This is a genomic window from Deferribacter thermophilus, assembly GCF_049472675.1.
GTDB classification, from domain to species: Bacteria; Chrysiogenota; Deferribacteres; order Deferribacterales; family Deferribacteraceae; genus Deferribacter; species Deferribacter thermophilus.
This window is the reverse complement of sequence record NZ_JAPNXM010000009.1, coordinates 63274-77641: the sequence shown is the minus strand read 5'-3', so window position 1 is coordinate 77641 and position 14368 is coordinate 63274. Positions and strand designations below refer to the sequence as shown.

Below are 14368 nucleotides of genomic sequence, written 5' to 3'. Positions count from 1 at the left end.
ACCGCTCACCAACAGCGGAACGCGTTTATATATAATTTCTACTCTCTTGTCAACTAGTTTTTTTAAAAAATTTAAAAAATATTTTTTCTTGCTCTATCAATCAAATAGTAATCTACCAAAACTAGCGAAACCATAGCCTCTGCAACTGGTACAACTCTTGGAGCAACACATGGATCATGTCTACCTTCGGTTATAACTTCACATTCTTCACCATCAACAGTAATACTTTTTCTTGGAATCAAAATAGATGATGGTGGCTTTATTGCAAATCTTAAAACTATATCTTCACCAGAAGAAATCCCTCCCAGTGTACCACCAGCATTATTACTTAAAAAACCTTCACTAGTTATTTCATCATTGTTCTCACTACCCCTCATATTAACTACATTAAAACCTTGACCAAATTCAACCCCTTTTACTGCAGGAATACTAAAAATTGCTTTAGCCAATTCTGCATTCAATCTATCAAAAACAGGCTCACCAAGTCCAACTGGAACACCTTTTGCTACAACTTCTATAATTGCGCCAATAGAATCACCTTCTTTTTTTATCGATAAAATTAAGTCATACATCTTTTTGGCAGCTTCTTTATCAGGGCAACGTACGGGGTTCCTTTCAATCTCATCTAAATCTATGTTTTTAGCAACAATATCTCCTACCCTCAATACATAAGCATATACTGATACTCCCAATTTACTCAAAATCTTTTTCGCAATAGCTCCAGCACAAACTCTACCTATTGTTTCTCTTGAAGACGACCTACCACCACCTCTATAATCTCTTATCCCAAACTTTTTATGATAAGTAAAATCTGCATGACCAGGTCTAAATTTGTCCTTTATATAAGAATAATCTTTTGACCTAAAATCTCTATTATAGACCAACATACAAATAGGTGTGCCAGTAGTCTTCCCTTCAAAAATTCCACTTAAAATTTCTACTTCATCTTTTTCAGCTCTAGGAGTGGTAATTTCACTCTGCCCTGGCCTTCTTCGATCCAATTCTTTTTGGATATCCTCTTTTGATATTTCAATATTTGGAGGGCATCCATCAACCACTACACCAACAGCTTTACCGTGACTCTCACCAAATGTAGTAATTTTAAAAATTCTCCCAAAACTATTACCAGCCATTTAAAACTCCGTAACCTCACCACCATTTATTCTTCTATGTTGTTTACTATTTATATCTAATACAATTGTTGGCTCTATTAAACCTCTATCATCATATCCATACCCTTCCCAGAAGCCAACAATATACTCATCAATAAATGAAATATTTTTAATCCATTTACAACTCTTATACCCCCATAAATTGGGTATGACCATCCTAATTGGGCCGCCATAATCAAACTCAATCTCATCATCATCGACATGTGTAGCTAATAATATTCTAGGATTATCCAAATCTTCTGCAAAAACAGTAGTATTATATCCGCCATAACTTTCAAAATAAACAAACTTAAAGTCATGAAAATCAAGATAATTAATAAAATCACTCCAAAGCACTCCTCCCCAGTTTGCTCTTACTGACCATCTGCTTACAGATGTAAGTCTACAATTAATGTATTTTTTCTCAAAAATTTTATACAAGTCTAAATAGTTAAAAGTTAATTTTTTACCGCTATATATTACATCAAAAGTGTAATTTTCCTTTTCAGGAACCGACTTTAAACGCTCTGCATTAAAAATTGGTGTTCCAATATCTTTTAAAAAACTCATAACTTACTCATACTTAATTACATGCGCTAACTCTAAAGTAATTAAACCATGACTAACCATTTTTTCAATTTCTGGTAATATTTCATCAATCTTTTCAGGAGTATCTACAACTTCAACAATAATAGGCAAATCATTTGATAGAGCTAAAGTCCTTGATGAATGAATAATTGAGCTTCTCCCGTATCCGTAAATACCTCTAATGACTGTTGCGCCAGATATCCCTTTTTCTCTACATAAACCCACAATCTCTTTATATAATGGTTTCCCCTCGTATTTATCATCCTCTCCTATAAAAATCCTCATTAACTTTTGTGTGCCTTCCAGTTTCTTAGTCATAACTCACCTCAGAACAATCTTGATACATATATACCAAAAAATGCAGCAAATAGCGATAAAAATAAATTTAAAAACATATTTAATAACCCGAGGATGAAAGCCCCATCTTCAAACAAGTGTATTGTCTCTACAGAAAATGTGGAAAACGTTGTAAAAGCACCTAATAACCCAATCCCTACAAAAAATCTAACATTATCACCTAAAACGAGTTTTTCAACAGATAAAGTATGTATAAAACCCAAAATAAAAGAGCCTGTTACATTGACAAATAATGTTCCAAAAGGGATGACATTACCTAAAACTACAGTAAAAAATTTTGACAATAAATATCTAAGTATAGCTCCAACAAATCCACCAACCCCAATCAGAAGAATTTTCATTTGATTCCTCCTAAAATTTTGACTATATAAAATCTATGACAACTAATCAACTTGTTTTTATAATAACAGTTATTGCTTTTTTATTAAATTTACCTTTTGGAATTTTAAGAAAAAGATACAAAAAATTTAGTTTGGGTTGGTTCGTTTGTATTCATGCACCTATACCTATTGTAGCGATATTAAGGTTATCAACTCATACTAGCTGGAGATATATACCCATTTTCTTAATATCTTCTATTTTAGGACAAATTATTGGTGCAAGACTACCAAGTAAATTTAATAATAAAATCACTTAACATTTATTTTTCTTGCTTTTACAATAAAAGCGCTATGATTATAAATCCACATTTCAGGCCTAACCGATAATCCATCCACCTTCCAAGGTCTTTTCATAACCTCAAAAGTCTCGATCAAATCAAACATTGAAGAATTTTTAAGCTCATCAACAAAATTCTTAACCTGCAAAATTGTAGGTAGATAAGCTACAATTATCCCTCCTGGAACTAACCCATTTTCACAATGCTTAATTACATGCCAAGGTTCAGGTAAATCAAGGATTATTCTATCATAAACACCTTCAAAACCATCATAAATATTCCCATGAATAATTTTATGATTAACAGTATCTTGCAAAAATTCCCTTATAGTCTCTTTTGCCATATCTATAAAATCTTCTCTTACTTCATAAGTGCACAACTCACCTCTACCTGCAAGCGCTCTCAAAATAGCAATAGATAAAGCTCCCTGTCCTATTCCAGCTTCTAAAACTCTTAATCCAGGATATATATCAGCCCACATCAGAATCATTGCACTATCTTTTGGATAAACTATCTGAGCTTTTCTTTTAAGATGCATTACATAATCTATATAAGTTGGAGAAAAAACCTTATACTTCATACCCTTGTTAGTTTCAACCACTGAACCATCAAACATACCCACAATACTTTCATGATCAATAAAACCGTATTGAGACGAATATCTCCCCCCTTCCATTAACTTTATCATCTTGGATCTATCTTTTTCATCAATTAAAATAATAAAATCTCCATATTCAAACTTATTATCTTTCATCACTCACCAATCTGCAAAAAGAGCATACATCATGGAAAGATTCCATACCGCATATTTTACAATTTTTTAGCTCAATATCACTCTTTTCGTTATTCTTGTGTTCCAATCTATTCATAAGTTTTTTTACATACTGTAAATAAAAAAACTGCTTCGTCCCCACAATTTTTTCTTCAATAAGATTTAACGCATCTTTATAAACCAAGCTTGTTGCACCCACACTTAAAGGGCACTCATCTAAGATATAATCAACTTTATTTAAAAAAGCAAAAGAAGCTATTTCTTGCTCAGTCAATCTAATAAGAGGCTTAACCTTTTTCTTTAACATTTTACCTTCAGCTGGTAAAACAGGCAGCTGTTTTTCTAAATATTCATCATTCCAGTGCAAAATATTGCCCAATAACCTTGATGCCTCATCATCTAAATTATGCCCTGTTGCCACCACATCAAAATCATAATCGTAAGCAATTTTGTTAAAATAGTACCTTTTTACAGTACCACAAACTGAACATTCTGGTCTTCTGCTTTTTTTAGAAAGCTCTGGTATTGGATAGCCCAACTCATTTAAATCTACTATTATATATTTTAAATTATTCTTTTCCGCAAAATTTATAACTTTAGTTTTAGATTTTTCTGAATATTCATCTATGCCTAAATTAATATACATTCCTGTAACATTGTAACCTAATTTACTTAAAACTAGCCATAAAACGAGACTATCTTTACCTCCTGAAACACAAACCAGAATTTTATCTTTTCTCCTAAACATTCTGAACTCTTTTATAGCTTTCTCAACCTGTCTAATAAAAAATTCATTAAAATGTTCTTTACAAAGTTTAATATTATGTCTCTTTAATTTAATTACAGCTTTGCCCTTACAAATTTTACATTTCATTTAACCACCACTCACTACAGATATAATCTTGACTTTATCACCATCATTTAAAATATCATCTTCAGTTAGTAACTCATCCCCTCTAGTTATAAGCACACTATTTTCTCTTAAATTCAATATTTTATACAAATCTCTCACTTTATTTACTTCTACCTCTTTTATTTCACCATTTGAAAACTCTACTATCACCATTTTTAACCTCATCAAACTGTTTTGCTCGTAGCTTATAGAATATTAGAATAGCGATGTCAATTTTTATCGACTAAAGAAATTACTTTTAAAAACTCATTTAAAAAATCTTTATCACTATAAATAAGTGTTTTTTTACTATGATTTAATATTTTTTCCACCAGCTTATTTACATCTTTTGCAGGATAAATATTTTCCTGTGGGATAATCTCAGGTAATACCCCAACATTTGAGGCCACAACAGGAACGCCAACAGACATCAATTCAAATGCAACCCGACATATTGCTTCTGAGCCATGTGACGCAACAACACCCAAATCTAATGCTGACATGCAATCAACAATATCTTCTCTAAACCCTGATATTTTTGAAATATTATCAATTTTATATTTTATAAGCAAACTTTTTATATCTTCCGTTTTGAGATTTGTATCGAAACCTATCAAAAACAACCTTATGTTTTTTATCCCTTTTTCATGAAATATAATGGATACTGCTTTTATTAAATCCTCATGCCCTTTTACATAATCAAACCTCCCAACAATTCCAACTACATAATCATTATCACTAAAACCAAATTCTTCTCTTACCTTTTTCCTCCCTACCTCAGAATAACAAAATTTTGAAGTGTCTACACCGCCATAAATTGTCTTAACCTTTGCTTCTGGTAGTTTCATTTTTTCTATATAAACACTTTTTAAAAAATTTCCTGAAGTAATAATTAAATCTGTGCACTTATGATGTAAAAATCTATTTATAATATCTGTCCTAGGTTTTCTACGATCACCCCTAACCCTAATGAGACGATATCTATTAGAAATAACCCTTTTTAATGCACAATACCAAAAAAATTCTCCTCTATGACAAACTACCCAATCTGGCTTAAATAAATCTATATATTTATTAAAGCTGATAATATTTTTTAAAATTTTAAGTGGATTATTTGTATTGAAAGGAAGATCAAAGGTTTCTAAACCGTATTCCTTAGCTTTTAAAAGAGGGGGTGAGCCTGGTAACCCCGCAACTACAACATCATGGCCATTTTTGGCCAATATTCTTGAAAGATTTACGGCATACCAGGCCGTGGCATTGTACCACCTTACATTTATTATTTGCAAAAATCTCATTTATGTAGATTAATCCGCTTGCTTCCTCAAATATGTTGGTATTTCTAACTCTTCTTCATCAAAATCTCCAAGACTTCTTAAGCTTTTATCCATACTCTTAATAGTTTTCACCTTTTTCATAATATTTGTAACTTCTTGACTACCTTTCTTGATATATTCATCAATATTAACAGTTTTCTCTTCTCTCACTTTACCAAGCCCTGTTGCGACAACTGTTACTCTACATTTCCCCTCTAATTCAGGATCGATCACTACCCCTTTGAAAATATTAGCATCTTCGCCTGCTGTTTCATAAACAAGTTGTGCAATATTTTGCACCTCAAACATTGTAATATCAGTCCCACCAGTTATATTTATTAAAATCCCTTCAGCACCTTTTATATTTGCATCAGCTAAAAGTGGACTATTTAAAGCCCTTCTGGCTGCTTCTACATCCCTATTTTCACCACTTGCTTCTCCAATACCCATCAAAGCCATACCTTTAGAACTCATAATCGATTTAACATCTGCAAAATCCACATTTATATAACCATCGCTATTTATTGTGTCAGAAATACCCTGAACTCCCTGCCTTAAAACATCATCTGCTATTCTAAATGCTTCAACAAAAGGTGTATTTTTATCAATCACATCCAAAAGTCTATCATTTGGAACAACTATATATGTGTCCACATGATCTTTTAAAAACTTTATACCTTGCTCAGCATATTCTCTTCTCTTTTTACCTTCCCAATAAAAAGGTTTAGAAACTACAGCCACTGTTAATGCACCTAAATCTTTAGCTATACTTGCTATAACTGGAGCTGCACCAGTTCCAGTACCACCACCCATACCAGCAGTTATAAATACCATGTCAGCTCCACGAAGTGCTTCTTCAATAGCCTCGGCATCCTCCACTGCTGCTTTTCTACCAATTTCTGGATTCCCACCAGCACCCAATCCTCTTGTTAATTTAGTACCAAGCTGAATTTTGACTGGAGCTAAATTATTTCTCAAAACTTGTTCATCAGTATTAGCTGCTATAAATTCTACACTCTCGATTCCAGCTCTAATCATGTTGTTAATCGCATTACCTCCAGCACCACCAACACCTATTACCTTAATAACTGCACCGCTTTTGATTTCTTCAAATTCAAACATAAGCTCACCCCCATATTTTTTTAAAAAAACTCTGAAAACCAGTTTTTCATTCTTTCTAAAACTTTATTAAATACTTTTTCATCGCTCCCCTTTGAAATTTTCTCACCTTTAAAATTATTTTTAGCAGCATATATCGCCAAGCCGACACCAGTTGCATAAATAGGGTCATTAACAATATCTACCAATCCTCCAATGTTTAAAGGTTTTCCAACTCTCACAGGTAGTTCAAATATTGATGAAGCTAACTCTTCTATCCCTTCAAAATTTGAAATTCCACCTGTTAAAACTACTCCACCACCTAAAAGTTCTAACAAATCATTTTTTTGTAACTCACCCAAAAACATTTGAAAAATCTCCTCAGCCCTAGCCTGTAAGATTTGAGTTAAAACAGCTCTAGAAATTTTTCTTGGAGGTCTTCCTCCAACAGATGGAACATCTACATAATCATCTTCCATAATCTTATCTAACCACACACACCCGTATAGTTTCTTAATTCTTTCAGCTTCCGACTCAGGAGTATTGAGCCCTATTGAAAGATCCCTTGTAAAATTATTACCACCTAACTGCAAAACAGCTGTATGGTGTATCGCACCCTTTTTGAAAACTATCATATCCGTTGTTCCACCACCTCCATCTATCAAGCAAACACCTATCTCTTTTTCATCCTCACTTAAAACAGCTTCACTAGACGCAAGCTGTTCCAAAACAATATCGTTTACTGAAATACCTGCTCTTTCACAACTTTTCATGATATTTTGTGCACTTGTAACAGCTCCAGTTACAATATGTACATCCACCTCTAATCTAACACCCCTCATACCAATGGGATCTTTAATTTCACTCTGCCCATCCAATATAAATTGCTGAGGTATAACATGTAATACTTCACTACCAATAGGGATATCCACCGCAGAGGCAGACTCAATAACTCTCTCCACATCTTTTTTTGTCACTTCTCTATTTTTAACAGCAATTATACCTCGTGAATTAAAGCTTTTAATATGCCCTCCTGCTATCCCAACAGTGGCATTTTTAATTTGAAATCCACACATCTTTTCAGCTTCCTTAATAGCTTGCCTTATAGATTCAACTGTAGCATCAATATTAATTACAACCCCTTTTCTTAGCCCTGTACTTGGCGCCTTACCTACCCCCAATATATCCACAGTCCCAAACTCATTCTTTTGCCCAACAACAACACAAATTTTCGTAGTACCTATATCAAGACCCACAACAATATTATCAGCTTTCACTTCTCACCCCACTAATGTAAATTTTGTTTTTCAATCGGATATCTGCATAATCAAAATCCTTGTAAAATTTATCAAGAATATTTATTAAATAATTGAAATTTTTAACAAAACTTTCTTTTTTATAATAACCTTTTACAGGTTTATCTTTTATCATTACTTCGAAATATGAAGGATAAAGCTTATAAATATAATTTTTATCTATACTTTCATAAATCTTTGAAAACTCTTGTAAATCTATCTTTTCAATATTTGATTTAATGAAAACTTTTACATCCTTGCAGTCATCTTTAATTTTAGTAAAATCAGATAAATAGTAAAAACATTTGCCTTGATAAGAATATTTAAATAACGATTTTTTTTCATATATCTTTACTTCTAAGGTAGAAGGATACCTCTTTACAACCAAACATTTAGAAACCCAAGGATCAGATTTTACAATCTGTATATTTTCCACATCAAAAATGTTTTTACCCAAAAGTCTCATAAGCTCTTTTTTAACATTTTCTTTATTACTATTGATTGAGCCAACTACTTCTATTTTTTGCACATTGAAAAAACTACTTCTCGTAAATTTATAAACACCAATTACAACACCAACAATTAATATCAGTACCAATAAAATATTTACCCCTTTTAAAACACTAGTTAAACTCATTAATCACCTTTTATTATTTTATCTATTAACATTTCAAAACTATAGCCAGCTTTTAAAGCTGCCTTAGGTAATAAACTTGTTTCTGTTAAACCTGGGATTGTATTAACTTCTAATAGGTAAAAATCTTTCCCATCATAAATAAAATCTATACGACATAGAGATTCACACCCTATAATTTTTGCTATTTTTAAAGAGGTTTCATTTAGTTTTTCTGTTTCTTCTTCACTTAATCCAGTTTCAAAAATATATTCTGTCGTCCCCTTTGTATATTTTGACTCAAAATCATAAAAACCCTTTTTAGGTTTTATATATATCGCAGGTAAAACTTCCCCATTTACAATCCCAACTGTAAGTTCTTTACCCTCAATAAATCTTTCCACAAGAACTTTATCATCAAACTTTTTGGCTTCTTCATATGCCATAGCAAAATCAGATTTTGATTTAACAACAGATACTCCAATAGTTGAGCCTTCCCTTGCAGGCTTTACTACTACAGGTAAAAACCTAACATCATCTTTACTGTTGCACAGGTAAAATTCTGGTGTAGTTATACCAATACTTTGCAATAAGACTTTTGTTAAATGCTTATCATAGGCAATGGAACTTGCGGCAACATTTGCCCCATTGTATGGTATCCCTAAGATTTCGAGTAATCCTTGAATTGTACCATCTTCCCCATATTTTCCATGTAAAGCTATAAAACAGTAATCAGGAGAAAGTTCTCTAAGTTTTTTATCAATATCTCTATCAACATCCACTAAAACTGAATCATACCCAAGCTTATCTAGTGCAGATTTGACTGCACTTCCAGTTTTTAACGATACTTCTCTTTCACTTGATAGACCGCCACATAAAACACCTATTCTTCTATACATTTTCACCACCAAAATAGTTTGCTAATTTATATGAAAGCTCTGTAATATTGCCAGCACCTAAGGTTATAAATAACACCTTTTCTTCATTTATTATTTCAAAATCAAAAATTTCTTCAAAATCTGAAATCTTAATTACCTCTTTTAGCCCCTGCATTTTAATCTTTTCCACTAAAATATCAGAATTTACATCTTCTATCGGTGATTCACTGGCTGCATAAATATCTGTAACAAACAAAACATCTGTATCATAAAAAGATGAAGCAAACTCATTCATTAGAGCTTTTGTTCTTGAATATCTATGAGGTTGAAAAATTGTAACAATTTTAAAATCTGGATATAACGATTTTACACTTTGTAAAGTAGCCTTAATTTCTGTAGGATGGTGTCCATAATCATCCAGCACAACTCTATTTTTATCTTTATATCTTATAGATAGTCTTCTTTCCACACCTTGAAAGGTATTTAAGGCATTTGCAATCTTTTCAAAATCGATTCCACATTCTAAAGCAACACCTATTGCACCCAAAGAGTTCAATACATTATGAATCCCAGGTATTTTAATATGCACTCTACCCAATTTTTTATTCATATAGTTTACATCAAAACTCGTTATATAACCATCTTGTACAATATTATCCGCTCTAATATCAGCTGATTTTTTGAAACCGTAAGTTTGATACCTTTTTTCAACATGTGGTATAATTTCAGCTACATTTTGATTTTCAATACAAAGTAGATTTAATCCATAAAATGGGATCTTATTGCAATACTCTATAAATGCAGATTTAATATCTTCGATATCTTTATAGACATCCAAATGTTCCAAATCGATATTTGTAACAACATTGATTGTGGGGTATAAAAGTAAAAATGATTTATCACTTTCATCACTTTCACAAATAAAGTAATCCCCTTTACCTAAAACAGCATTTTTACCAGAACTGTTTAATCTACCACCAATAACTATTGTAGGATCAAGATTTGCCTCTATGAAAATATGAGCGATTAAGGATGTTGTAGTTGTTTTCCCATGACTGCCAGAAACGGTTATTGACCTTTTTAATCTAGTCAATTCTGCTAACATTTCGCCTCTTTTTATAACAGGGATGTGCTTTTCTTTTGCTGCAATCAGCTCAGGATTATCCATTTTTATAGCTGATGAATAAACAACTACATCTACATCTTTTACATTTTCGGCACTATGGCCAATAAACACTTGCACTCCCAAACTCTTAAGTTTCTCAACATTTTTATTTAAGGCTATGTCAGAACCTGATATGGTAAAACCAATATTATGCAAAACTTCTGCAATACCACTCATCCCTATGCCGCCAATACCAATAAAATGTATTCTATTAACTTTTCCAAACATATTAAGCACTTAACATCTCCTTTACAATTAGTTCAGCACTTTCAAGTTTTTTAATCTTTTTGAATTGCTCTATATATAAAGGATAATTTTTTCCTATATCATGAATACTTTCCAAAAGTTTCTCATTATTTAATTCATCCTCTAAAATAATCTCTGCCACACCTTTCTCTTTTGCATAAAGAGCATTGAAATATTGATGGTTATCTGCAGCTATTTTAAGAGGTACAAATATCCCAACTCGTTTTGAATATAAAAGCTCAAATACTGCCCCTGCTCCTGCTCTACTAATTACAATATCAGCCCACTTGTAAGCTGACACTATATCTTCTATAAAAGGGGTTATCTTCAAGCTATCACTTTGACTAATCCCCTCTTTTTCATAAAGACCTAAAGTTTCTTCATATAATTTGTCACCTGTTTGATGAAAAATTTCATAACCTTCTTCAAGTAGTTTTTTGGCTATAGCTACAAATGTATGATTTATTATTCTACTACCTTGACTTCCTCCTACAATTAACAACTTTTTTTCAAAATTTTTCTTTATTTCTATTTCATAAAATTCTTTTCTCACTGGATTACCTGTAATGATAACATTCTTCAGTTTTGTTTTTGTATTTTCAAAACTTAAAAATACTTTTTTAGAAAATTTACTAAAAAATCTATTTGATAACCCCATAACAGAATTTTGTTCATGAACATATAAATCAACCCCTTTAAAAATAGATACCACTCCAGCAGCCACAGAAGCAAAGCCACCTAAAAGTAAGACTTTATCATCTCTCTTAATCATTGAATTAACTTTAAAAAACTCTTTATAAAGCATAAATAATGACTTTATCTTTTCAAAAAAACTTTTCCCTTTAAAGGGGTATATGTTCTGTTCATAAAATTTATATCCAAATCTGCTTAAAATATTTTTATCAATCCCTCTGTTTGAAACTAAAAACATAAAATCTACACCTTTATTTTCCAAAATTTGTGCAACTGCAACTCCTGGAAATAGATGTCCACCAGTCCCACCACCAGCAATAATTATTTTCATAACTGCTCTCTCTTGCACCTTAAAACAACACCAATCATAAACAAAGAAACCATCACTGAAGAACCACCATAACTTATAAATGGTAAAGCAATCCCTTTAGTTGGAAACAGCCCTGTTGTTACAAACAGATGTATTATTGTCTGAACTACAAATACTAAACCTATTCCAAAACATAGCAACCTTTTAAATTTATCACTCTCGTTTAATGCAACCCGTTTTATTTCTAAAAAGAGTAATAGAATTATTGTCACTACTATTAAGCTTCCTAAAAAGCCAAACTCTTCTGAAATAATTGAGAAAATAAAGTCAGTATGAGCTTCTGGCAAGAAATATAATTTTTGAATACTATTACCAAAACCTTTTCCAAAAAATCCACCACTTCCAATAGCAATCAATGATTGTATAAGCTGATATCCAGCGCCATGATAATAACTCCAAGGATCTAAGAAGCTCAGTAATCTTTCTCTATGATAACCACTCAACAATAATACCACAGCGGGAGGGATAGAAAATGCAATAATACCTAAGATATGCTTAATACTAGCTCCCCCAACAAACATTAAAATAATTGAAATACACATGATTAAAAAGGATGTACCATAATCAGGCTCAATTAAAATTAAAGCTGATAACAATCCAAGCAAAATCATAGCTGGCAAGAAACCTTTAAAAAAATCTGAAATCTTTTCAGATTTTTTATCCAAATAATGCGCCAGATAGACTATAGAAACAAATTTTGCAAATTCACTGGGTTGGAAATTTATAAAAGGTAACTTTATCCATCTATGCGAACCATTTACTGCACTAAAGAAAAATACCGACATCAACAAAAACAATGTAATAAAATACAGAGCTGGCACTATTTTTCTATAAAAATTGACAGGAATATTGTATGCCAAAATTAGTAAAACCATACCTATCAAAATAGCATAAAATTGCTTTAGAAAATAGTAATAATCTGGTTTATGCCATCTTTGAGCCTGAATTGAGCCAACATTATAAATGTATAATGTACCGATCAAAATTAATAATATTGTAATTGTAAAAATATAAACTCTTTCATCATAATTTTTATTTACTGCCATACTCTTTCACCATTTTTTTAAAATATTCCCCTCTCTCCTCAAAGTTTTTGAACTCATCAAAACTGGCACAAGCTGGGGAAAGTAATATAGTATCCCCTTTTTTAGCAACACTTACTCCCATATCAAAAGCTTCCTTTAAATTTGAAACTAAAAACTTTTTAGAAAAATTAATTTGCTGGTATATTTTCTCACCATCTTTTCCAAAACAAATGACATATTTACACTTTTCATTTACAACATCATTTAGTTTACTAAAATCACCCTCTTTATCCAATCCACCTAAAAGCAATATAACATTACCTTCAAATCCATTTAATGCAGTTAGAGTAGAATCCACATTTGTGCCTTTGGAATCATTTACAAAAGTAATACCATTTATTGTATCTACGATTTCACATCTATGAGCTAACCCTTTTAAGTCAGTTATCAAATCTGTAACATCCCCTTTCAAATCATAAAATTGACTCAATATTTCAAGAGCAAAACTTAGATTTACTAAATTATGATTTCCGATTAGTGGAAATTTTCTTATATTTATATAAAACTCACCAAAAATTAGACAGTCATCATCTAATTTTGGATATTCTTTAAATTGTGAATCAATCACAGTATCATAATCATCAAAATAAGCTGTTATATCCTTACCAACAACAAGATAGCCACATTCTTTTAACATCTTTGAAATTCTTAATTTTGAGTTTACATATTTTTCAAAGCTTCCATATCTATCCAAATGATCTGGGGTTAAATTTATAATTGCAGCTGCATCTAAATATTTACCCTCTTTCAATAAATCTATTTGGAAACTAGAAAACTCCACAATGAAATAATCATAATCTTCTAAAATTGCCTCACCAAGTGGATAACCAATATTTCCACATGCAACACTCTTTAATCCCACTTTTTCAAATAGTTGTGATGTTAAAAAAGTGGTTGTTGATTTACCATTTGTTCCAGTTATACCAATAAATGTTTTATTTTTAGCAAGATTAAATGATAGCTCATACTCGCTTATAATCTTTCTTTTGTCTTTAATTGCCAAATTGCTAAGATTTATCCCAGGGCTTATAACAACTAAGTCGAAAAATTCATCATTAAACTCTTTTATCGGCAAACAGTCACTGTCTTTATCATCATAAATTAAAATATCATTAATATTCAGCAGATGTTTCAATAAATTTTCTGAACTTTTACCACTAACTCCATAACCTAAAATTGCAGCTTTCATTT

Annotated in this window: 17 protein-coding genes; 1 reads left to right on the top strand and 16 read right to left on the bottom strand. The window is 31.5% G+C overall.

All coding sequences use genetic code 11. The features are described 5' to 3' along the window. Positions 1 to 71: 71 nt before the first annotated feature. From aroC to crcB, 4 genes are read right to left on the bottom strand one after another with little or no spacing between them, the layout of a single operon-like run. Positions 72 to 1133, bottom strand: a complete 1062-nt coding sequence (gene aroC, locus OWM07_RS08870) for a chorismate synthase (RefSeq protein ID WP_423303351.1) — start codon at positions 1131 to 1133, stop codon at positions 72 to 74. Next, entirely contained in the window at positions 1134 to 1721 is a 588-nt protein-coding gene (locus OWM07_RS08865) for a molybdopterin-dependent oxidoreductase (protein WP_423303350.1), read from the bottom strand. A 3-nt stretch (positions 1722 to 1724) separates the two neighbouring features. Further along, positions 1725 to 2057 carry a DUF190 domain-containing protein gene (locus tag OWM07_RS08860; RefSeq protein ID WP_423303349.1) on the bottom strand — a complete coding sequence of 111 codons (333 nt, stop codon included), beginning with the start codon at positions 2055 to 2057 and terminating at the stop codon, positions 1725 to 1727. 8 nt (positions 2058 to 2065) lie between these two features. Next, a complete protein-coding gene (gene crcB, locus OWM07_RS08855; protein ID WP_423303348.1) occupies positions 2066 to 2437 on the bottom strand; it encodes a fluoride efflux transporter CrcB in 372 nt (123 codons plus the stop codon). Between the two features lie 35 nt (positions 2438 to 2472). On the opposite strand from crcB, the gene OWM07_RS08850 reads away from it, so the two are divergent. Further along, positions 2473 to 2733, top strand: a complete 261-nt coding sequence (locus OWM07_RS08850; RefSeq protein WP_423303347.1) for a hypothetical protein — start codon at positions 2473 to 2475, stop codon at positions 2731 to 2733. On the opposite strand, the gene OWM07_RS08845 is transcribed toward OWM07_RS08850, so the two are convergent. From OWM07_RS08845 to murD, 12 genes are read right to left on the bottom strand one after another with little or no spacing between them, the layout of a single operon-like run. Then, the gene (locus OWM07_RS08845) at positions 2726 to 3508 is read right to left on the bottom strand and encodes a tRNA (adenine-N1)-methyltransferase (RefSeq protein WP_423303346.1); all 783 of its coding nucleotides are present in this window, start codon (positions 3506 to 3508) and stop codon (positions 2726 to 2728) included. The genes OWM07_RS08850 and OWM07_RS08845 overlap by 8 nt on opposite strands. Beyond that, positions 3498 to 4400 (bottom strand): PP-loop family protein, encoded by a 903-nt coding sequence (locus OWM07_RS08840; protein ID WP_423303345.1) that lies wholly within the window; start codon positions 4398 to 4400, stop codon positions 3498 to 3500. Before OWM07_RS08840 ends, OWM07_RS08845 begins: the two co-directional genes overlap by 11 nt. Then, positions 4401 to 4592: a MoaD/ThiS family protein gene (locus OWM07_RS08835; protein ID WP_423303344.1), complete on the bottom strand. Its 192-nt coding sequence runs from the start codon at positions 4590 to 4592 to the stop codon at positions 4401 to 4403. A 56-nt stretch (positions 4593 to 4648) separates the two neighbouring features. Beyond that, entirely contained in the window at positions 4649 to 5716 is a 1068-nt protein-coding gene (locus tag OWM07_RS08830; protein WP_423303343.1) for a glycosyltransferase, read from the bottom strand. Between the two features lie 9 nt (positions 5717 to 5725). Further along, positions 5726 to 6856, bottom strand: a complete 1131-nt coding sequence (ftsZ, locus tag OWM07_RS08825) for a cell division protein FtsZ (protein WP_423303342.1) — start codon at positions 6854 to 6856, stop codon at positions 5726 to 5728. A 20-nt stretch (positions 6857 to 6876) separates the two neighbouring features. Beyond that, positions 6877 to 8109 carry a cell division protein FtsA gene (gene ftsA, locus OWM07_RS08820; protein ID WP_423303341.1) on the bottom strand — a complete coding sequence of 411 codons (1233 nt, stop codon included), beginning with the start codon at positions 8107 to 8109 and terminating at the stop codon, positions 6877 to 6879. Beyond that, positions 8099 to 8764: a cell division protein FtsQ/DivIB gene (locus OWM07_RS08815; RefSeq protein WP_423303340.1), complete on the bottom strand. Its 666-nt coding sequence runs from the start codon at positions 8762 to 8764 to the stop codon at positions 8099 to 8101. Before OWM07_RS08815 ends, ftsA begins: the two co-directional genes overlap by 11 nt. Next, positions 8764 to 9639 (bottom strand): D-alanine--D-alanine ligase, encoded by an 876-nt coding sequence (locus OWM07_RS08810; protein WP_423303339.1) that lies wholly within the window; start codon positions 9637 to 9639, stop codon positions 8764 to 8766. Before OWM07_RS08810 ends, OWM07_RS08815 begins: the two co-directional genes overlap by 1 nt. Then, positions 9632 to 11011 carry a UDP-N-acetylmuramate--L-alanine ligase gene (gene murC, locus OWM07_RS08805; RefSeq protein ID WP_423303353.1) on the bottom strand — a complete coding sequence of 460 codons (1380 nt, stop codon included), beginning with the start codon at positions 11009 to 11011 and terminating at the stop codon, positions 9632 to 9634. Before murC ends, OWM07_RS08810 begins: the two co-directional genes overlap by 8 nt. A gap of 1 nt (position 11012) precedes the next feature. Next, positions 11013 to 12053, bottom strand: a complete 1041-nt coding sequence (gene murG / locus OWM07_RS08800; RefSeq protein WP_423303338.1) for an undecaprenyldiphospho-muramoylpentapeptide beta-N-acetylglucosaminyltransferase — start codon at positions 12051 to 12053, stop codon at positions 11013 to 11015. Further along, positions 12050 to 13138, bottom strand: coding sequence for a putative lipid II flippase FtsW (gene ftsW / locus OWM07_RS08795; protein ID WP_423303337.1), 1089 nt, complete (start codon positions 13136 to 13138; stop codon positions 12050 to 12052). Before ftsW ends, murG begins: the two co-directional genes overlap by 4 nt. Further along, complete coding sequence (gene murD, locus OWM07_RS08790) at positions 13125 to 14366, bottom strand: UDP-N-acetylmuramoyl-L-alanine--D-glutamate ligase (RefSeq protein WP_423303336.1); 1242 nt, start codon at positions 14364 to 14366, stop codon at positions 13125 to 13127. The genes ftsW and murD overlap by 14 nt, the downstream gene beginning before the upstream one ends. Between the last annotated feature and the right edge of the window lie 2 nt (positions 14367 to 14368).